The sequence below is a fragment of the Aureimonas sp. Leaf427 genome, from assembly GCF_001425485.1.
GTDB lineage: Bacteria > Pseudomonadota > Alphaproteobacteria > Rhizobiales > Rhizobiaceae > Plantimonas.
In genome coordinates this window covers 22,104-41,417 of record NZ_LMQW01000013.1, presented here as the reverse complement: position 1 = coordinate 41,417, position 19,314 = coordinate 22,104, and the positions used below count along the sequence as shown (strand labels likewise).

Genomic DNA, 19,314 nt, shown 5'->3' with positions numbered 1-19,314 from the left:
ATCATCGAGGAGGAAAAGATATGGCAGTGATTGGGGTGACGGGCGTCGGCAAACGCTTCGGTGAATTCGTCGCGGTGTCCGATTTTAATCTCGAAACACGCGACGGCGAGTTCGTCGTCCTCGTCGGGCCCTCGGGATGCGGCAAGACGACGACCATGCGAATCCTGGCGGGGCTGGAGGACGCGACGGAAGGGGCGATCACCATCGACGGACAGGACGTGACGGATCTTGAGCCGCGCGAGCGCGACGTCGCGATGGTGTTTCAGAACTACGCGCTCTATCCCCATCTCAGCGTCTACGAGAACATGGCCTTCTGCCTGAAGGTGAAGGGCATGAAGAAGGCCGCCATCGAGGAGACGGTGCGACGCACCGCGGGGGCCCTCGGTCTGACGCCCCTGCTCGAGCGGCTGCCGGGAGAGCTGTCGGGCGGTCAGCGCCAACGCGTCGCCCTGGGGCGCGCGATCGTGCGTGCGCCCCGGATCTTCCTCATGGACGAGCCGCTGTCGAACCTCGACGCCAAGCTTCGCATCGAGATGCGGGCGGAGATCACGAAGCTCTGTCGCAGGCTGAAGATCACCACCTTCTACGTCACCCACGACCAGCTCGAGGCGATGACGATGGGCGAGCGCATCGTCGTCATGCATGGCGGACGGGTTCAGCAAATCGCCCCTCCGCAGATCATCTACGACCGTCCCGTCAACCGGTTCGTTGCGGGGTTCATCGGCTCTCCTCCCATGAACTTTCTCGACGGGCTGTCGCAAACCGATGGCAGCGTGGTCGAGGGGGCCAGTTTCCGCTTGCGCACCGGGAACGAGGTCGGGAAGGCGCTAGCCGGCCGCAGCGGCGGCAAGGTGGTCGTCGGCGTGCGTCCCGAGCATCTGGCCCCGGTTGCAGGCGGCCACGCGGAGGGAATCCGCGGAACGGTCGAACTCATCGAGCCGCTCGGCTCCCAGGTGATGATCCAGCTTCGTGTCGGCGACGATCTGATCATCGCCCAGTTCGAGCAGGACCCTACGCTCCGGGTTGGACAGGATCTTGTCCTCAGCCACCGCCCGCAGTCGCTCCACGCCTTCGACCCCACCAGCGAGCGTTCGGTCCTCGCAGCCTGACCGCCCTTCGGATAGGAAGCGTCCATGAAGAAGCTGATCAACGATCCGTCCCGCGTCGTCGACGAGATGATCGAGGGCATCGTGCTCTCCCACGAAGGTCTCGCCGTCCTGTCCGGCCATCGCGTGATTCTGCGAAGCGACGTCGAAGCCCTCCGAAGGTCCGGGAAGGTGGCGATCGTCTCGGGCGGCGGTTCCGGCCACGAACCCGCCCATGCGGGCTACGTGGGCGAGGGCATGCTGACGGCGGCCGTCTGCGGCGACGTCTTCACCTCTCCCTCGACGGACGCCGTGCTCGCGGCGATCCGCGCCGTCACCGGAACGGGCGGCACGCTTTTGATCGTCAAGAACTACACGGGCGACCGCCTGAACTTCGGCTTGGCGGCCGAACTCGCGCGCAGTGAGGGCCTCTCGGTGGCGATGGTCGTCGTCGCCGACGACGTGTCGCTCTCGGCAGGGGGCGACAATGCCGGTCGCCGCGGCATTGCCGGGACCGTTCTCGTCCACAAAGTCGCGGGCGCGGCGGCGGCGGCGGGACGCACGTTGGAGGAGGTGGAAGCCGAGGCGGAGCGCGCGGCCCATGCGGTCGGCACGATGGGAGTCGCGCTCACCCCCTGCATCGTTCCGGCGGCGGGAAAGCCGAGCTTTACTCTGGGCGAGGACGAGATCGAACTCGGGCTGGGCATCCATGGCGAGGCGGGCGTGGAACGCGTCGCTCTGCGGCCGGTCGACGATCTCGTCGGCCTCCTCGTCGACCGCGTCCTGGACAGTCTCGGCCTCCGGGAGGGCGAGACTGTCGCGCTGCTGGCCAACAATCTCGGCGGAACCCCCGCCATGGAAATGGACCTCGTCGCGCGTGCAGCCTTGAAGGCGGCGTCGGCTCGGGGCACGTCGGTCGAGCGCATGTGGACGGGAACCTTCCTCACCGCGATCGAAATGGCGGGATGCTCCATCTCCGCCATGCGCCTCGACCCGGGCCTGCTGTCGGCCCTGGATGCGCCGGCCTCGGCCCCGGCTTGGCCAGGGACGGGAACGAAGCCGAGCGCGGCTCTGCCGACGATCGAGTGCCCGCGCGAGGAAGCGGTCGAGCAGCGGATGGCGGCGCCGAACCCACGGATCGTTTCGGCGATACGCGCCGCCGCCGAGCGGCTGGTCGCCGAGGAGACCCGACTGACCGACCTCGACCGTAAGGTCGGCGACGGAGATCTCGGCGCCAATCTGGCACGGGGGGCCCAGGCGATTCTGGCCGAGATCGACACCTACCGCGACCTGACGGCCGCCGCCGTCCTGCGCGCCCTCTCGGCCAGCCTGCGGCGGACCGTGGGCGGGACGTCCGGCGCGCTCTACGCGGCGGGACTTCTGCGGGCGGCCAACACGCTCGAAGGACGCACGGCCGTCCGCGCACAGGACTGGAGCGAAGCGCTGCGGGCCGGAGCGCAGGCCATCGCGCAGATCGGCGACGCGAAGGTCGGCGACCGGACGATGCTCGATGCCTTGCTGCCCGCCGCCGACCGTTTCTCCGGCAGCGACGAGGCGAGCTTCTTCGAGGCCGTCGAGGCCGCGCGGACCGGTGCCGAGGCCACGGCCGCAATTTTGCCTCGGCGCGGTCGATCCAGCTATCTCGGCGAGCGCGCCCTGGGTATCCCCGACCCGGGCGCGGAGGCGGCTGCCGCCTGGCTGGACGCTGTCGCCGGCTCGCTGGGCGACCCTGCCGATCCCGCGTGATGACGTCGCGCGTGGGTCCCTCGGCCGCCCGTGCCGATTGCGCCCGTTCGAATGGATGACAGACCGATTGTCTCGAGCGACACCTCAACATGGGAGCTTCTCCTGCAGCCCGCACGTACTGTCGCCTCGTCGGTCAACATGACGATCTCGGTTCAGAGTTTGGGCTCGCACCGCAAACCTGAGCGGCAACAGCAGATGATCATTTCCATCCGCAACACTTTCTGGGACACGATCCGATCAGGTCCACCTCAGTTCGCGGTAGGGCAGGACGAGATCGGCACCCTTTCCCTTCATCGGCAGACGGCACCGAAGATGTAGATCCACATGGTGCGCTGGTCGTGTGGGGCGGAAGGCCTCTCGCCGTGCTTTGCCCAACGGCGGATGCATTTATTCTTCTGCCCTATGCGGTTCGGCCTACACTCGATTCACCGGATCGATTGCTTGACGGCCTCACCATCAGCCCACCATGGCTCGATCTAGGTACCTTGCGGGAGTTTGGCCTGGATGGCCGCCAACTCGGCCGGGAAGCTTCTTTTGAAAGCCGCCACCTCGAACTCGTTCTGCGCATAGCGGCGTGGACGCGCCGACAGCTGACCGGGAATCTCCCGAAATATTGGAAGTGTCTCTCTCACCATTCAACAGACAAAACTCTGCAGTCGGCTACGCTGGCGCCATTCAAATCGAACGGCGGCAGCATACCCGAAAATCGTCCTTTCCTTTAACGCGGGTCTAGAACAAGAAGCAGCCGCCCTGCGGGTCGAGTACGTAACCTTTATACTTGACCACCTCCGACGCGAAAACAGTCCTACCAAAATTCTGATCTACAAACATTCAGCGTTCAAGCGAAAGGTTCTCCGGACCTCGAAAACGTAAGCGATCCGGGATCATCCGTTCCGCCTGGACGCCGCGAACTTGTACCCAGCGCAACTGTGCTGCTTGCGCGGGCGTCACCCCGAGGGTTTTCGAAATCTGGACGATGTCGCTCGCATGCAATATCGAGCGGTCCTCGAGAGAAAGCCGCCGGTTTAAAGCGAGCATCAGGCTGGAAAGCTCACGCCTGAGTTCCGGGCTCTCCCGCAGCTGACGAGACTGTTCGTCCGGCCTCGCTTCAAGCATCTTGGCCAGAGCTGCCGACGATCCCTTTACCTCCTGGCGCTGGCGGTACTGCTCCTCACGATGGCTAGAATCACCTGATGCCGCTCGAATTCCACCGTCTGCCCGTAGTCCGCAAGGGCGGCCGCCAGGTGCGGAGCGTGCGCCTTTGCGGTCTGGCGTGCGAAGCTTTCCGCCCGAAACCAGCTTCCACTCTCACCCGCCAGGGGTCCAAGCTTGCCGTTACGCACGTCCTCGGCGGCTAAAGCGCCCTCAGACGCCGATCCGATCTGCCGCGTCAGGGACGCGACGGCCGTGTCCCCGTAGACGAGACGCGCGAGACGCTCGATCTCGCCGCGCTTCTTCTCGAGCCGCGCCGATGCGTCGAGCTTTTGCCCTATCTCCCGCTCGTCAAGATCCGGCAGTTCGCGGGCCGGGATGAGCACGCCGGATGTCAGGATGCGCTCCCCGGTTGGTTTCAGCCGATACCCGGCGCCAAGCTTGCGTTCGTTGTCGGCGACACCTGCCACGAGGTCGTTGACGTCCCGCCGCCGGGCCGGATTGAGCCGATCCTGAAAGTCGGTCTCTGACAGGGCCTGCCCCAGCATCACCTTGGCCGTCGCACGATGAGCGATGTCCTGCACCCGCAGGCGGAGATCATCGCGAACCTCCCGCGCCGACTGGCCAGCTCCAACGACGATCATTGCGGAGAGTGCGGCGCGTTCCATGACGGAGACATTGCGCTCGAGCTTCTCCTGCGCGTGGCGGGCAGCCTCGCGGTAGCCGGGCTCGACGATCCGCGTCATCGCCTCACCGGCCGACATCACGCCGGATGCGACGACGTTCGCGCCTCTGGCAAGACTTGCCCGCATGCCGGCGCCTTCCATCCAGGCGTCGGCCACGTTGGCGATCCGCGACATCCGATCGGTCGGGGCGAACACGTCGCGATCAATGGCGATACGGTTGAGTGGAACGGTGAAGAGATCGGTGAGACGGCTCCAAGCGCCGTCCCCGGCCTCGACGGCGAGATCGGCAGGCATGCGATGCGCTGCCGGAAACTCCCGGCTGGCGCGCTTGTCCTGGACCAGCGCCCGCGTCGCGACAATCCGACCATCCTCGGGCAGCAGCCCAAGCTCGCGCGAGGTCTCGACGAGTTTCGGGGCGGCATAGCTCTGGGTCAGCCGACCTGCCGCGTGGGCTTCGACATTGCCGATCGGACGACGCGAGGCATCCCGTACGGCATTGTCGTAGAGTTCGACGAACAGTGCCAGCGCGTCCGGCGCGCGTTCCATCACGAAACGGCCGCGGGTCCTGCCGTCCACCATGTCGGCATCGCGCCGCTGCGTCCGGAAATGCGCTACATCCTCCCTCGCTTGGATCTCGACGGCGGCTCGCTTCTCGTCGGGCGCGGCACGCTCTTCCATACGGGCGAGCACATGACTCCAGTCGTCGGCGAAGCGCTGGATCGCGCCTTGGGCCAGAAGACGCTCTCGCTCTCGCTCCATAACGATGGCAGCCTCGGCGGGTTTTCGCCATTGCCCGGCCTCAAGCGCATTGTCATAGACGATGTCTCCCGTGCGCAGTCGGATCTGGACGCGATCGGCGAGCTTGTCGGCCTCGATCCTGGTCAGGCTGGCGACGACGCCGGCAGCTCCCGCATCATGCACCTCACGCTGCGGCATGCGAGCGGGCTCGCCAGCATGCTGCATCTCCTCGAAACGAGTGTGGCAGCCCTGCCAGCTGACCCGCGGATGAACCGCGACCGTCCGGGCCTCGACACGATAGCCGGCCTCGCGACCGAGCGTCATGATCTTCGCCACGGCCTCCGGCGTGCGCATCGTCGTCTCGAACACGACATGGACTTGTGCCTTGAGCGCTTCCGCCAGAAGCTTCTCCGTCCAGCGTCCTGCATCGGCTTGGGTGAACTGCGAGGCGGTCTCAGCGTCACGGCGCTGCAGGACCGCAAAGGACGGATGATAGGCACGCAGATCGTCGCCGACGATCCGAACCGCCGGGCCTGTCTCGGCCAGTTCGCGCTGGCTGGAGGTGAGGATCGCGGTCTTGCCGGCGCCGGGCTGCCCTCCGAGCACGACCAGGGTCGGGCGCTCCGCCCGTGCGAGATTGCCGGGCAGGTAGTCCGGCGCGATGTCGGCTCGAAAGATGCGCTCGTTTTCGGCAGGGGTCAGGATGTGGGTTTCGCGAGGCTCGGACATCGCTCAGAGCTCCCGCCAGAACCGCTCCTCGTCCCGGACCCTTGGACCCCACTCTGCGATCAGCGGCTCGACGGTCTCGGGCATCCCGACGACGACGCCGTGCTGAAGCGCGAGCAGATCACGCCGGCGCGACCGTAACCGCTCGGTTTCGACCGGATCGCCGTCGTCGATGTCGTGCAGCCGGGCCGATAGGAGGCTCCGCCCCTGGTTCATGATCTCGATCGCGAGGTCGGCCCGCACGATCGCGTCGAAGTCCACTGCCTGTTCCGTCATTGGTCTCTCCTTGTCCTCATGGTCGCATCCGTTATTGCCGTCGGCCGTCGATCACCGGTCATCGATCGATGCCCCGCGCCTGGTCGATCGCGCGCAGCCTCCGTTCGCTCGCGATCGCATGCCCGATGTCCGCGGCCACGGCGCGCTGGATCGTCCTGAGCTGCGGCTGGATAGTCTTAAAGGCGCCCTGTTGTGCCGACGGCACCATAGCGATCACGGTCTTCTCGTTTCGGCCGATGGCACCTCGGCCGAAACGAGCGTCGAGCGCCTTGGATACCGCGGCGAACTCCGCCTTGATCGTCGGCGCGAGCGCCAGGACCGCGCCGTCGAAGTCTTTGGGCTGTCGTGACACGAGCGCGACAAGCCGTTTCAACTCGGCCTCGGCGTCGCGGGAGAGGCCTGGAACGGGCACGCCCATGCGGCTCCGCTCTGACTCGATGGCCTTGGTCTCGGACGTGACCACGGTCGCAAAGGCCTGTGCCAGCGAGCGGGCCTTCCAGGCCTCGTACTTCGCGCCGGCGACGGCCATCTTACGCTCCCGTCCCTGTCCCGTCAGCCGGTCGACCAGCCGATCCGAACCGAGCAAGGCACCGAACGTCGCCGGGCGCGCAGCCATGTCGTTCTGGAGCGCCGCGGGGCTGGCGCCTGCGCGCACTTTCTCCTCAATGGCGAGAACCGCCGCCTGCGGGTCGCGCCAGATGCGCGTGGCGACTGCAGCCAGGGCATCACGCTCGGCACGATAGAGCGGGGACACTGGCACACGGGTCCTCGCCTCCTCCTCGGCACTTGCTGGGAAGGCGGTGACGGCCGGAAGGAGAAGCGCGGCGGGACCGACGGCGTCAGGATGGGAAACGGGATCGTGCGCGGCCGCCGCCACGATGCGGGAGGGATCGCGCTTCTCTGCATAATGCTGCTCTGCTGCAAAGCGCCGAACCGCAGTGAACCGCTGCTCGAGCTTGGTCCTGTCCGCTTCCGGCATGTCGGGCATGTGTTCGGCAACGATCCGTTTCGACGTTTCGTCGGCCTTGTCGGTGAAGGCGCTCCAACCGAAGCGGGCGGTCAGCGCCTCGGCGACGGCCTTGATCTCCTGCACGGTACGGCGATCCTCCGTGGCGAACATGAAGGCCGTGCGGTAGGCACCCATGCCCCCGGCCCGGCCGATCGCCTCAATCTCGTCAAGCCGTGCAACCGTCGCATCGGACAGCGCCGGCACGCCGATCGCCATATGGCCGCGCCAGCGCTCTTCGCGGGCGATGAAGCGCCCCTCGTCGGCGCGGAAGGCGGTCGCGAGCGCCCTTGCCGAAACCGCAAGGTCTGCAACGACGGAGGCGCGCTCCTTCGATGCCACATCCGTCCTGACCGCGCCGAGCATTACCGGCATGGCAGCGATCCGTTCTCCGAACACGCGCGGATCGGTCTCCGGCCGCGTCGCCTTGTCGCCCAGACGGGCGAGTGCTGCCTCCGGCTCGACATAGAGCTGGGCGAGAAGCGGCAGCAGGACGGCCTCGCGCTCCTTCCAGGCGGATGCCGCGCGTTGCGCTGCGCGTGCATCGTCTTCGACGCTCTGCTCGAAGCGGATCACGGGCGCCAGCAGATAGGCGGCACCCTCCGTCATCTCCGCACCCTCCCCTTCCGGACTCCCCTTCGCCGACACGGCCGCGACCACCCCGCTGGCCCCTGGCCCGCCGATCGTCGCCGTCGCCGACGCCGACGCCGACGATCCCGACCCGAGCGATGACACGACAGCGGACGCTCCAGGCACCTGTTCGGAACCGACACTGAACCGCTTGACCTGAACCCGGATGCCGTCCTCGACATGGCGAGCGAGGTCGATCACCTGATCGACGCCGCGGCGATCGGCATAGTCGCGGATCAGAGCTCGGTAGGTCTCCTCGTGTTCGAAGTCGAGCGTTGTGGTCTTCTCGCCGGAGCGGCCGAGACGATCGACGAGCGGTCGAAAGATCTTCGGATGGACGACGACGTCCGCATCCATGGAAAGATCGACATCTTCGGATCCCCTCTCGACGAGAACGGCGCTCCAGACATTGCGCTCGACGGCGCGCTCCTCGAACCGCTTGACGCCGGTCTCCTCGTCGATGATAGGCACGGTCCTCATGACCGTTTCGGTGCCATTCTTGGTGAGAGTGACGGTGTCGCCGATATCGACGCCTTCCCCGTCCAGGGCGTCCGGAAGGCTGACGCCCCACAGACGATTGCTGCGTCCGTCAGGGAGCTTCAGATCGGCATAGGGCGATGGCTCCACGTCCGGATCGTCGCGGAACTTTGCCATGCCGGTGTCGATCAGAATGCCGGTAACGCCGGCGGCATGATCAGGACGCTGTGTCCGTCCCCGAACTGCAGCGGCGGGGAAATCCTCCGTCGCGGCGTAGAGATCGGCGCGCTCGCGATGGCGGGACATTGCGACATAGGTGAGATGCTTGTCCATGCCGCCGGTCGCCAGGACGAAGGTGCGATCGACGGTCGCGCCCTGGCTCTTGTGAACCGTTGCGGCATAACCGTGGTCGATGTTGCGATAGGTGTCTGTCGAGAAGGCGACATCGCGCCCGCTGTCGAGCCGCACGGTCAGAAAATCGGCGCGTTTGTCGTTCACGGTCGACAGCACCGTGCCGAGCATGCCGTTCTTAACGGACTGCAAGCCCAGATGCTGCACGATCGGCTCGACGAAGCGGGCATTCTCCAGAAAGATCATCCGATCGCCGACGGCGAAGTCACGGGCGCCCCGCTCCGTTGCAAAGGTGCGAGACGCAGTCAGTTCCTCCTGCTCGATCCGCACGTTGCGAATGGCCGCGTTGAGCGCCTTCACGTCGTCGTTGGTGTGGGCCAGAACGAGAAGCGCGTCGCCCACCAGTGGCCGATCCTCACGCGCGGCCTTCGCCTTCGCCTCGTCCCAGGCGCTCGACCAGTCCGCGACGATCCGGGCGACGGCATTCTCGCGCGTGTCGGTTTCGACGACATGGCCGCGGGCGCTGTAGTGGGCGAGCCCGTCCTCGACATCGCCGCGGGCAAAAGCGCGTGTCGCCTCACGCGCCCAGTCCTCACGCTGACGGCGGACACCGCTGAGCTCGGCGTGCCCGACACGCGCCGCCACGGCGCGGAAGGCGGCGCCCGCCTGGATCGGCTGGAGCTGCATCGCGTCGCCGACGAGAACGACCTTCGCCTGCGCCTCCTCGGCGATCTTTAGGAACCGGGACATCTGCTCGGATGCGATCATGCCGGCCTCGTCGATGACGAGAACGTCGCCCTTGCCCAGGAGATCGCGGCCGTTTGACCAGGAACGCTCCCAGGAGGCCAGCGTGCGCGAGGCGATACCCGAACTCTGTTCCAGCGACTCCGCCGCCTTGCCCGCCAGCGCCGCGCCGATGACACGCCGGCCATCGGCCTCCCAGGCGATCCGCGCGGCATCGAGAAGCGTCGATTTGCCTGCACCCGCAAGACCGACGACGGCAGCGATCGCGGCCTTGCCCGTGACATGGCGCACGGCGTCTACCTGTTCCTCATCAAACCGGAACGGGCGGTCGGAATCGCGCGTCTCGACCTCCGCGATGGCGCGCCCGACCGTCCTGTTCGAGACGGCGAAACCGCCGCGCTTCGACAGCGCATCCGCCGAGCGCGCCATCTCGAACTCGGTGCGCAGCATGTGCTTCGTCGTGAACACGGCGGGCGCCAGGACCTTGGCCGTTCCAGGCTCCCGCTCGGCTGGGCGCAGGGTCACAAGATCGCTCGACGCCATCAGCCCGGCGCGGACATTGGCGAAGGTCGTGGGATCGTCGATATGGCGGTGCAGGGCGCGGGCGATATCGCGCTCGTCGAAGGTCGAGCGCTCGCCCGAGAGCTGCTTCAGGAGGATGCCCGGATCGGCGGCGATCTGATCGGCGACCGCAAAGCGTCGCGCCATTTCGGCGGGCGCGGAGAATGTCAGACGGCCATCGCGCTTCAACGCGGCACGCGCTGGACCGAAATGCCTGCCGGCGAGACCCTCCAGCCCCTGCTCTTCGTAGGAACGCCCGTCGATGCGAATGTCGTGGCCGGCGAGCGCCAGATGCCGGTTGGCCGTTTCAGCCCAGGCGAGCTTCCAGCCCTTCATGGTCTCGGCGTCGCCCGCCCAGAGGCGGTAGACGATCTTGCCTTTCGGTCGATCCGGCGTGACCACACGCAGCGGACTGCCGTCCTCACCCATGACGGCGACCTTCTTCCCGCCGAACCCATCCTCCGTGAGCGGTCGTAGCGTGGTCATCACATGGACATGTGGATTCCCGTCCTTGTCGTGATAGACCCAGTCGGCGACCATGCCTTGGCGCGTCAGGTTCTGTTCGATGAACTCGCGCACCAGCGCGATGTTCTCCTTACGCGACAGCTCCTCCGGCAGGGCGAAAATCATCTCGCGGGCCAGTTGCGCATCCACGCGCGTCTCGAACGCCTCAACCGCATTCCACAGCGCCTCGCTGGCGCCCCCGACCGATCGTCCGTCGATCGCCCTGCACAACCAGGCCGGCTTCTCCGCCGGCAGCGCCAGTTCCTCGTGCACCAGCTCCGCCGCGCCATCCTCGTAGCGAAACTGCGTGCCCACCCGTTCGTCCATCATCCGGGTACGATGACGATAGGCGGCGGCCGAGACGACGCTGCGTCCCGCTCCTCGTCCGATCACCTGCGCCCTGACGAACATGATCGCCACGCGATCGCACCTCCCAAGAATGTCGGCCACGTCGACGTATATTGCGCCCTCGAACAGATCGGACCGAAGGCCCGATGCCGCCCTCGGGATGAGCCCTGACGGGCTCTGAGTCCGAATGGACACATCAAACGCCCCCGATTGACGTTGATTTTATAGCATCATATGATGCTTTTATACTAGCGTTGAAGAGGGAGTATTCGTCGTGGACAAGCGATCCGTACGCAGAAGATTCAGTGTTTGCGAAATCGACGCAGAAATCGAGCGCCTCAGAGAACGCCGCAGACAAGTCGTTTTAAAAGAGAACGAGCGTTTCGCCCGGGCGGCCATCAAGGCCGGTCTCGCAGAACTCGATATTCCCGACGATGCACTTGATACCGCCTTCGCCGAGATGGCCGCGCGGTTTCGCAAAGATGGAGCCAAAGCGCCCACCGCATCCGGTGATACGGCTTGACCGGCGTATTCTGCAGCTCGAACGCAAGCGCCGCCACGCGATGACCGACGAGCGCAAGCGCGATGCCCGGGAGAAAATCACCCTCGGTGGTCTCGTCGTGAAGGCGGGATTGCGAGAGGCGGACCGGGCTTTTTTGCTCGGTGTTCTCATGGAAGCCGCGTCCATCGGGACAGACACCGCCGCGCATCGGCGGCTTGTTGCTGTCGGGCGGAAGGCGTTTCACGCCGACAGGCCGGAGACCGCAGGAAACGAAGAAAAAAAGGCTTCCGGAAAGGAAGGGGTGTGATGCGGCGGCGGAGGCTGAAGCAGCAAGCGCTGGTGATGGCTGCGACCGCGATGGTGCCTCTTCTGGTGACTGCCGCGACCCTTGCGACTACCGCGACGCGATGGGAGGCCTTGGCGGCCGGATTCGACCCACAGGCCTCCTATTGGTTCCAGCGAGCCTCGCCCCTGCCGAACCTTCTCTTCGCTCCCCTCGCCGGCCTCGTCACTGTTCTTGTGATGCCACTCCACAAGCGCAAACCCGTCGCCATGGTGACGCTCACATGCTGGATGGGCGTTGCGGGCTTCTACGCACTTCGCGAGTTCGGACGGCTGTCTCCATCCGTCATCGAGGGCGGCATACCGTGGTCGGACGTGCTTCCCTATCTCGATGCCTTCGCGGTGGCGGGCACCATCGCCGGCTTCATGATCGTCGCGCTGACGACCCGTCTCTCCATCGTCGTTCCCGACCCGGTCAAACGTGCACGTCGCGGCATCTTCGGCGATGCCGACTGGATGACCCTGCGCGAGGCCGCCCGCGTGTTTCCGCCCGATGGCGAGATCGTCGTCGGCGAACGCGCCCGTGTCGATCGCGAGACCATTCGCGACGTGCCCTTCGATCCCAGAGATCGCGCGACGTGGGGACAGGGCGGATCGAAACCGCTCCTTACCTACCGCCAGGATTTCGATTCAACCCACATGCTGTTCTTCGCAGGTTCCGGCGGCTTCAAAACTACGAGCAACGTCGTACCGACGGCGCTACGCTACACCGGTCCCGTCATCTGCCTCGATCCCTCGACCGAGGTCGCGCCGATGGTCGTGGAACACCGAAACCGCACCCTCAAGCGCGACTGCAAGGTCCTCGACCCGGCGAACCCCGTGATGGGTTTCAACGTCCTCGACTGGATCGAAACGTCGACGACCAAGGAGGAGGATATCGTCGCCGTCGCGCATATGCTGCTTTCGGAAAGCTCGCGGATCGAAACCTCCACCGGCTCCTACTTCCAAAACCAGGCCCACAACCTCCTGACCGGGCTCCTTGCACACGTCATGCTCTCGCCGGAATATGACGGACTGCGCACGTTGCGAAGCCTGCGCCAGATCGTCTCCGAGCCGGAGCCCTCCGTCCTCGCCATGCTGCGCGAAATCCAGGAAACCTCGCAAAGCGCCTTCATCCGCGAGACGCTCGGCGTCTTCACCAACATGACCGAGCAGACCTTCTCTGGCGTCTACTCGACCGCCTCCAAGGACACGCAGTGGCTGTCGCTCGAGAACTATGCGGCGCTCGTCTGCGGCGCGGCTTTCCACTCGTCCGACATCATCACGAAGAACGTCGACGTCTTCCTCAACATCCCCGCCGCGATCCTGCGCAGCTATCCCGGCATCGGCCGCGTCATCATCGGCTCGCTGATCAACGCGATGACCCAGGCCGATGGTCGCTTCGAGCGCCGCGCGCTCTTCATGCTCGATGAGGTCGACCTCCTCGGCTACATGCGCATTCTGGAGGAAGCCCGAGACCGCGGCCGCAAATACGGCATTACGCTGATGTTGATGTACCAGTCGTTCGGCCAGCTCGAAAAGCACTTCGGTCGCGACGGCGCGACCTCCTGGATCGACGGCTGCGCCTTCGCTTCCTATGCCGCGATCAAGGCACTCGACACCGCTCGAAACGTCTCGGCGCAATGCGGCGAGATGACCGTGGAAGTCGAAGGCCGCTCGCGCAATGTCGGCTGGAACACCGGCAAGGGATCCAGCAGATCCGAGAGCGTCAACTTCCAGCGCCGGCCCCTGATCATGCCGCACGAGATCACCCAGTCCATGCGTAAGGACGAGCAGATCGTCGTCGTCCAGGGCCATGGACCGCTGCGCTGCGGGCGCGCAATCTGGTTCCGGCGCAATGACATGAAACCGCTGGTGGGGAGAAACAGATTCCATCCGGAAGGAAGATTATGAAAACCCCGCATGTCGCCTTCGCAATGTTCAGCTTGGTCGCACTCGGTGGCGCGTGGATCGCCTACGACGACGGTTTCAAAAGACCTCAGACAATCGTGGGCCGGGAGGAGGATTTCCGGACGATCCCGATCCGGTCGCGATTGGATCCAGGCTCCGCGATGTTCTCCCTCTGCGCCGAACCGGTCCGCGTCAATTGTGTGGTTGACGGCGATACCTTCTGGTTCAAGGGCGAGAAGATCCGCATTGCCGACATCGATGCTCCGGAAACTTCCGAACCAGCATGCCCGGCGGAAAGACAGGTCGGTGAAGCAGCGCGAGATTGCCTCGTCGCCCTGCTGAATGCCGGGCCGTTCTCGATGACATCAGGCAGGCGCGACCGGGATCGATATGGTCGCAAGCTGCGCACCGTTGTCCGCTCCGGGACCTCGCTCGGGGAGATGCTGGTCGAGGAAGGTCTGGCACGGCGTTGGGACGGACCGAGGTTCGGATGGTGCGACGGTGGTGGATCGTGACGACGCCTCACGAACCGCCATCGATAGCCGTTACGCTTTCGAGACATGACATGCAGGACGGCAGGTTGGGGATGACGCCAAGAAAGGCAAGACGATGAGGCGGATCAGGATCGGCGCATCGGACGTGACGGCGGACACGAGCGACTTCGCCAAGCACCTGAGCGCGGCGTTCGACAATGGCGAGCGTCCTCTCTGCCTCTGCCAGCCGGACGGTGTGCCGATGTATGTCGCCCGCAGCGGGAAGGGTCATATCCTGAAGCGGATGCCGGGGAGCGGCGCCCGTCATGGCATCGACTGCGACTCCTACGAGGTGCCGGCAGCCCTGTCCGGGCTTGGCGAGGTCGATGGCAAGGCGATCGTCGAAAGCGAGGAGACCGGCGAGACGCAGCTGAAGCTCGGCTTCAGTTTGACGAAGCTGACCGGCCGCAACGCATCCGAGGCGACGCGCAGTGAGCCCGAGGCCGACAGCGTGAAGACCAACGGCTCGCGCCTGTCGCTGCGCGCGCTCCTGCATTTTCTCTGGGACCAGGCGGAGTTCAATCGCTGGCGTCCGGCTATGGAGAAACGCCGCAACTGGGCTGTTATCCGAAAGTACCTCATGCAAGCGGCCGAAGGAAAAACCGCCAAAGGCAAGGGGCTGGCCGACATGCTCTACATCCCGGAATTCTTCGACGCCGACAAGGAAACCGACATCGCCGCACGCCGCGACACGTTCCTCAACCAAGCCGTCCGGTCGCAGGGCAAGCGCCGCTCCCTGGCGCTGTTGATCGGGGAGGTGAAAGCACTCGCTCCGGTAGCGGCCGGCGCCCGGATGACGATGAAACACGCGCCGCGATACCCGTTCATGCTGCCGGACGACCTTCATCGGCGCATGAACCGGGTCTTCGAAACGGAACTGTCTCTGTGGAATGCGACGGAAGGCAGTCATCTAATCGCGGCGGCTACCTTCGGCATCGACGCCGCGGGCATCGCGGGGGTCGAGGAGATCGCGCTGATGGTGGTCACAGATCGGTGGATTCCGTTCGACAGCCGCTACGACCTAACGCTGCTCGGCGCTCTGACGCTGCGCGGAGCGAGCTTCGTGAAAAGCCTGCGCTACAACCAGCCGCGCTCCACGCCGATGGCCAGCCTCGTGCTGCGTCCCGACCGCGCACCGCCGATCGCCATGTATATCGTGCCCGACGATGCGGACGAGGCCTATGGCGAGGCTCGCGAGGCCCTCGCCAAGGAAAGCGGGATGGCATCCTGGGTCTGGAATGTCAGGGACGGCGCCATGCCGGACCTGCCCGTGTAGCGATTGTTCGTCAAGCGGCCGGTTTCGCCCCTTCTCTGCGGTGCTTGCCGCGACGACGGCATCTTCGCTTCGGACGAACGCAACAGACTATCCAAGCAGAACCAGTGAGGGCCTATAGAGCTCGGACAGCCGCGACTTCGATACACCATCGCGGGCGGCGATGGAGATTCCCTGAAGGATCGCCGCATACATGTCCGCCAGAGGCTGCGCCGGGTATCGCGGCCGCAGCCGCCCCTCTGCACCGTCCCGCTCGATCCGTGCAGCGATCTCGTCGCTTCGCTCCCGGCGCAGTCCCGCGAGCTCCGCCTGTATCGTGGCCGCCTCTGGCGCGTTGCCTCCCGCCGCCGCAACGATGAAACATCCCTTCGGATGGCCGGGCCGGGTGAAGAGATCGATCGCCGCCTCGAACATGGCCGCCAGGCCGCTCACTGCATCCGGCGCCCCGTTCAGCGCATCAAGCAAGCCGGCGGCATGATGGGTGCGATAGCGATGAACTGCCTCGGAAAACAGCGCCTCCTTCGAGCCGTAGGCGGCGTAGATACTGGGCGAGTTGATGCCCATCGCCTCGACCAAATCCGCCATAGAGGTCGCCTCATAACCATTCCGCCAGAACGCCATAAGCGCACGGTCCAGGACCTCGGTTCGGTCGAAGCGACGCGGTCGCCCTCGCTCTGCCATATGGAACCCATTTCTGTGTCGATTGACATATAATCCTCGACAGCGCTTCGCCAGTGCCGTAGTTCTGTGCCGATCATAACAGAAAAGGAAACGGCATGACCCTGTCGCTTTTTCCTAGACGGTTCGTCCTTGTGACCGGAGTAGGTGGCGGCATCGGCCGCAGCATCGCGACAGCCTTTGCGCGAGAGGGCGCAAAGCTCCTTCTTGTCGGTCGACGAAAAGCCGAGTTGGAAGATACGGCAGAAATTGTTCGTGACACGGGCGGAGACGCACGCAGCGTGGTGGCGGATATCACCGACGAGGCGGCCATGGCCCGTGTGTTCGACGGTATCGACCGCCTCGACGTAGCGGTGAATGCGGCCGGAACGATCGCGTCCGGTGCCCTCGACGAGATGGAGGCCGATGCCTTCCAGCGCGTGCTGTCGGTCAACACGTTCGGCCTGTGGCTTTCGATGAAGCACGAGATCCGTACCATGAAGGCGAGCGGCGGGGGCACGATCGTCAATATCGGCTCCAATATCGGCGCCAGGCTCGTCCGGCCCGCGATGGGTGCCTATGCGGCATCCAAGGCAGCCGTCAGTTCGCTCAGCCGCACCGCCGCGGTCGAAGCCCTACCCTTCGGAATTCGGATCAATTGCCTCTGCCCCGGTCCCGTCGATACGCCCATGTCGCTGCGGCCCGGTGAGGATCGAGCCGCACGGGACGGACGGATCGCACTGACCAATCCGTCGAAGCGCGTCGCACGCCCGCAGGAAATAGCCGCGACCGCGATCTGGCTGGCCTCCGATGCCGCCGCTTATGTCGTCGGTCAGGATATCGTCATCGACGGTGGCGCTTCCATCTGACACCCGTTCGTTCGACGAGGAAAAGCGCGTGCAATAGAACGAAGCTTAGGATTCACGTTCCCGTCTCCTTGTAGCGCCACGCCGCTGACCAACCCCATTGCTGTTTCGCTTTCTCGCTGGACACCACGCTATCGTCCTCCGCGATGTTGTAGAGGCCGTTCTCGCCTCGCTCTGCGGCAAGGACAGCCGCATAGGCTGCGGCATCGACATGAACGGAAGCCGTGCCGGCCGCAGTATAGAACCCCGTTCCAGATCCATAGAGCCGACCATAGCGAAGCACCAAGCCTTCGAGCGGTCCGTCAAGAACCTGACGCTCCAGGCTTGCCACGCCACGAGCGGAAACTCCTTGGCGTCCTGCGGCCTGAAGAGCGAGAGCATCGTCCTCGCGATGTGGCAACGGCCCATCGGCGTAGGCGAAAGCCACGCTTTGCGCGACGATCCTCCGGGCTCCAGCCTCGATCGCCGCAGCGACGAGGTTACGTGTACCCTCCTCGCGGATGCGGGCGTTGCGAGCCGTCGCGTCTTCCATGAGCGTCGGATCAAGCTTCGGGGGAAGGTCGGTCAGTTGGTGGATGACCACGGTCGGACCCGCACCGACAACGACCCTGCGAAGCGCCTCGGCGTCGAATACGTCGGCGACCACAGGCTCGGCACCCAACGCGGTAAGCGCTTCGCACTTCGCAAGACTGCGCGTGAGCCCGACGACACGCCACCCCTTCGATCGAAGCATCGGCACGAGCCGACGCCCGACGGCGCCGGACGCGCCCGCCAGAAAGATCGTCTTTGGCATATCGCAAACCCTTTCCTAACCACACAACATCTATTATCAGTCCCCTGACAATATATCAGAGGACTGACAATGAGCTCAAGCGAGGAATATCCCACTCCGCCCGCAGCTGGAGTCGGAAAGCGAGGCGACGACGGATATCTCGGCTATCTGCTGCGCCAGGCAGCGGCAGCCTACAGGCTCCGCCAGGATCGCGAATTCGCAGATTTGGGGATCACGGCCCCTCAGTTCGCTGTGATGACGATGTTGAAGGCTTATCCTGGCCAGTCGAACGCCGACCTCGCCCGTCTAGCTATACTGACGCCTCAGACCACCAGCGTCATCATCGCCAACCTAGAACGTGCCGGCCATATCGAGCGGCGCGCCCACGAGGTGCATGGTCGTATCCTCCAGATCGACCTGACGCCATCGGGACACAGTCTGCTCCAAGCCTGCCGCGCCCGCGTTGAAGCCGTGGAGAAGGAGCTCGCCGAAAACCTTCGTGAAAGCGATATCGATGCGCTACGCCGCTCGCTCGTGGCCATTGCGAAAATGAACATGGCGTAGCTTCCGGTCTTTGCCCGTCACTTGTGACCGGGACGGTCTCCTTCCACCGATCGCCGTCGGTCGAGCACACGTTTGGGTTCGCGCCAAGCCATATTGACCGTTTCGGAAGAGGATCGGCATCGAACGGACTGCCGGCATCGGCGGGTTCGGTGTGCGGCCGTGTCAAGCCATCTCCCTCGCCCCATAAATGACCGGGGCGAGTCCCTGATGACCCGAACATTCGTCACGAAGATGAATCGATCCGACCTCATCGATTCCAAACTGTCGTTGGACGCATGCGCCGACATGCGGGACTCTCGGGCATGATCGCTCAGCGCTACAGCCTCCATATCGAACGTACGGACGCATTGAAGAACATGGCGCGCTACTACGCCCTTTCGATCGAACCGACGCTGTTCGGCGATGTCTGCCTCGTGCGTCGCTGGGGCCGGATCGGGTCGAGAGGGCGGACGATGGTGCATCACTTCGCGCGCGAAAAGGATGCCGTCGTTCTGTTTCTCGACCTCCTCCTCCAGAAAAAGCGCCGAGGGTACCGCCCCCTCTCAGCGCGGGCGGAGACCGCTCCGCTTGTAGGTCGGAACAGGGATGCCGCCTAGGGCGCGTGCGGCGGAAGGCACCGGTGACTGTATCCCGCGGATCAAACAACTGCGCGTCCAACCGCCGGCGGCATCGTTCCCGACATGGGAAGGGAGGCTTACGCCTCCGTCTCCTTCGCCTGCTTGATGAGGATCGCGAGGCGCTTCACGCTCTCGGCACGCTCGCGCTTGGTGAGATAGCAGGAAGCCAGTTCGGCGCGCAGTTCAGCGATGTCGAGGAAGATATCGTAGGTCATGGGAAGCTCCTTCGTTGATAAGGAGGTCCGGCGACGTGGGAGAAGGAAGCGGG

The 19,314-nt window shown here is 65.0% G+C and carries 17 protein-coding genes and 1 pseudogene; 10 read left to right on the top strand and 8 right to left on the bottom strand.

Translation table 11 applies throughout. From position 1 onward, the window contains the following. Positions 1–20: 20 nt before the first annotated feature. A complete protein-coding gene (locus ASG62_RS11625; RefSeq protein WP_056690875.1) occupies positions 21–1,109 on the top strand; it encodes an ABC transporter ATP-binding protein in 1,089 nt (362 codons plus the stop codon). A 24-nt stretch (positions 1,110–1,133) separates the two neighbouring features. Then, positions 1,134–2,831, top strand: a complete 1,698-nt coding sequence (dhaL, locus tag ASG62_RS11620) for a dihydroxyacetone kinase subunit DhaL (protein WP_056690878.1) — start codon at positions 1,134–1,136, stop codon at positions 2,829–2,831. 261 nt (positions 2,832–3,092) lie between these two features. On the opposite strand, the pseudogene ASG62_RS27565 reads toward dhaL, so the two are convergent. From ASG62_RS27565 to traA, 5 genes and pseudogenes are all read right to left on the bottom strand, one after another. Further along, a pseudogene (locus ASG62_RS27565) lies at positions 3,093–3,424 on the bottom strand (hypothetical protein); the annotation flags it as partial. Between the two features lie 238 nt (positions 3,425–3,662). Further along, positions 3,663–3,947: a hypothetical protein gene (locus ASG62_RS11610; RefSeq protein ID WP_056690884.1), complete on the bottom strand. Its 285-nt coding sequence runs from the start codon at positions 3,945–3,947 to the stop codon at positions 3,663–3,665. A 26-nt stretch (positions 3,948–3,973) separates the two neighbouring features. Continuing rightward, a complete protein-coding gene (locus ASG62_RS11605; protein WP_056690887.1) occupies positions 3,974–6,136 on the bottom strand; it encodes a zeta toxin family protein in 2,163 nt (720 codons plus the stop codon). A 3-nt stretch (positions 6,137–6,139) separates the two neighbouring features. After that, on the bottom strand, positions 6,140–6,409 hold the full coding sequence (locus tag ASG62_RS11600; RefSeq protein ID WP_056690889.1) for a hypothetical protein: 270 nt from the start codon (positions 6,407–6,409) through the stop codon (positions 6,140–6,142). Between the two features lie 58 nt (positions 6,410–6,467). Further along, positions 6,468–11,102, bottom strand: a complete 4,635-nt coding sequence (traA, locus tag ASG62_RS11595; RefSeq protein ID WP_056690891.1) for a Ti-type conjugative transfer relaxase TraA — start codon at positions 11,100–11,102, stop codon at positions 6,468–6,470. A 202-nt stretch (positions 11,103–11,304) separates the two neighbouring features. On the opposite strand from traA, the gene ASG62_RS25505 reads away from it, so the two are divergent. The 5 genes from ASG62_RS25505 (at position 11,305) to ASG62_RS11575 (ending at position 15,573) form a co-directional block, all read left to right on the top strand. After that, positions 11,305–11,553, top strand: coding sequence for a TraC family protein (locus tag ASG62_RS25505; RefSeq protein ID WP_082537014.1), 249 nt, complete (start codon positions 11,305–11,307; stop codon positions 11,551–11,553). 40 nt (positions 11,554–11,593) lie between these two features. Beyond that, on the top strand, positions 11,594–11,839 hold the full coding sequence (locus ASG62_RS11590; protein ID WP_056690893.1) for a conjugal transfer protein TraD: 246 nt from the start codon (positions 11,594–11,596) through the stop codon (positions 11,837–11,839). After that, positions 11,839–13,767: a Ti-type conjugative transfer system protein TraG gene (gene traG, locus ASG62_RS11585; protein ID WP_056690896.1), complete on the top strand. Its 1,929-nt coding sequence runs from the start codon at positions 11,839–11,841 to the stop codon at positions 13,765–13,767. Before ASG62_RS11590 ends, traG begins: the two co-directional genes overlap by 1 nt. Then, the gene (locus tag ASG62_RS11580) at positions 13,764–14,279 is read left to right on the top strand and encodes a thermonuclease family protein (protein WP_082537015.1); all 516 of its coding nucleotides are present in this window, start codon (positions 13,764–13,766) and stop codon (positions 14,277–14,279) included. The genes traG and ASG62_RS11580 overlap by 4 nt, the downstream gene beginning before the upstream one ends. 94 nt (positions 14,280–14,373) lie before the next feature. Then, a complete protein-coding gene (locus ASG62_RS11575) occupies positions 14,374–15,573 on the top strand; it encodes a DUF1173 domain-containing protein (protein ID WP_056690899.1) in 1,200 nt (399 codons plus the stop codon). An 87-nt stretch (positions 15,574–15,660) separates the two neighbouring features. Here ASG62_RS11575 and ASG62_RS11570 read toward each other — a convergent pair whose 3' ends face one another. Beyond that, positions 15,661–16,251, bottom strand: a complete 591-nt coding sequence (locus tag ASG62_RS11570; RefSeq protein WP_056690903.1) for a TetR/AcrR family transcriptional regulator — start codon at positions 16,249–16,251, stop codon at positions 15,661–15,663. 95 nt (positions 16,252–16,346) lie between these two features. On the opposite strand from ASG62_RS11570, the gene ASG62_RS11565 reads away from it, so the two are divergent. Beyond that, positions 16,347–17,096: an SDR family NAD(P)-dependent oxidoreductase gene (locus ASG62_RS11565; protein WP_056690906.1), complete on the top strand. Its 750-nt coding sequence runs from the start codon at positions 16,347–16,349 to the stop codon at positions 17,094–17,096. 52 nt (positions 17,097–17,148) lie between these two features. On the opposite strand, the gene ASG62_RS11560 is transcribed toward ASG62_RS11565, so the two are convergent. After that, a complete protein-coding gene (locus ASG62_RS11560; protein WP_056690908.1) occupies positions 17,149–17,886 on the bottom strand; it encodes an NAD-dependent epimerase/dehydratase family protein in 738 nt (245 codons plus the stop codon). A 69-nt stretch (positions 17,887–17,955) separates the two neighbouring features. Here ASG62_RS11560 and ASG62_RS11555 point away from each other — a divergent pair, with 69 nt between their 5' ends. Both ASG62_RS11555 and ASG62_RS11550 read left to right on the top strand, forming a co-directional pair. Next, positions 17,956–18,429 carry a MarR family winged helix-turn-helix transcriptional regulator gene (locus ASG62_RS11555; RefSeq protein WP_056690911.1) on the top strand — a complete coding sequence of 158 codons (474 nt, stop codon included), beginning with the start codon at positions 17,956–17,958 and terminating at the stop codon, positions 18,427–18,429. A 302-nt stretch (positions 18,430–18,731) separates the two neighbouring features. After that, positions 18,732–19,025 (top strand): WGR domain-containing protein, encoded by a 294-nt coding sequence (locus tag ASG62_RS11550; protein ID WP_056690913.1) that lies wholly within the window; start codon positions 18,732–18,734, stop codon positions 19,023–19,025. A gap of 98 nt (positions 19,026–19,123) precedes the next feature. Here the strand turns inward: ASG62_RS11550 and ASG62_RS27195 are convergent, their stop codons facing one another. Next, positions 19,124–19,261, bottom strand: coding sequence for a hypothetical protein (locus tag ASG62_RS27195; protein WP_164470467.1), 138 nt, complete (start codon positions 19,259–19,261; stop codon positions 19,124–19,126). Positions 19,262–19,314: the final 53 nt, after the last annotated feature.

Excerpts from the sequence above, each read along its gene's own strand:
- ASG62_RS11625 (WP_056690875.1), top strand. The coding sequence starts at position 21 with ATGGCAGTGATTGGGGTGACGGGCGTCGGCAAACGCTTCGGTGAATTC.
- dhaL (WP_056690878.1), top strand. The coding sequence starts at position 1,134 with ATGAAGAAGCTGATCAACGATCCGTCCCGCGTCGTCGACGAGATGATC.
- ASG62_RS11610 (WP_056690884.1), bottom strand. The coding sequence starts at position 3,947 with ATGCTTGAAGCGAGGCCGGACGAACAGTCTCGTCAGCTGCGGGAGAGC.
- ASG62_RS11605 (WP_056690887.1), bottom strand. The coding sequence starts at position 6,136 with ATGTCCGAGCCTCGCGAAACCCACATCCTGACCCCTGCCGAAAACGAG.
- ASG62_RS11600 (WP_056690889.1), bottom strand. The coding sequence starts at position 6,409 with ATGACGGAACAGGCAGTGGACTTCGACGCGATCGTGCGGGCCGACCTC.
- ASG62_RS11590 (WP_056690893.1), top strand. The coding sequence starts at position 11,594 with ATGACCGACGAGCGCAAGCGCGATGCCCGGGAGAAAATCACCCTCGGT.
- traG (WP_056690896.1), top strand. The coding sequence starts at position 11,839 with ATGCGGCGGCGGAGGCTGAAGCAGCAAGCGCTGGTGATGGCTGCGACC.
- ASG62_RS11580 (WP_082537015.1), top strand. The coding sequence starts at position 13,764 with ATGAAAACCCCGCATGTCGCCTTCGCAATGTTCAGCTTGGTCGCACTC.
- ASG62_RS11575 (WP_056690899.1), top strand. The coding sequence starts at position 14,374 with ATGAGGCGGATCAGGATCGGCGCATCGGACGTGACGGCGGACACGAGC.
- ASG62_RS11570 (WP_056690903.1), bottom strand. The coding sequence starts at position 16,251 with ATGGCAGAGCGAGGGCGACCGCGTCGCTTCGACCGAACCGAGGTCCTG.
- ASG62_RS11565 (WP_056690906.1), top strand. The coding sequence starts at position 16,347 with ATGACCCTGTCGCTTTTTCCTAGACGGTTCGTCCTTGTGACCGGAGTA.
- ASG62_RS11560 (WP_056690908.1), bottom strand. The coding sequence starts at position 17,886 with ATGCCAAAGACGATCTTTCTGGCGGGCGCGTCCGGCGCCGTCGGGCGT.
- ASG62_RS11555 (WP_056690911.1), top strand. The coding sequence starts at position 17,956 with ATGAGCTCAAGCGAGGAATATCCCACTCCGCCCGCAGCTGGAGTCGGA.
- ASG62_RS11550 (WP_056690913.1), top strand. The coding sequence starts at position 18,732 with ATGATCGCTCAGCGCTACAGCCTCCATATCGAACGTACGGACGCATTG.
- ASG62_RS27195 (WP_164470467.1), bottom strand. The coding sequence starts at position 19,261 with ATGACCTACGATATCTTCCTCGACATCGCTGAACTGCGCGCCGAACTG.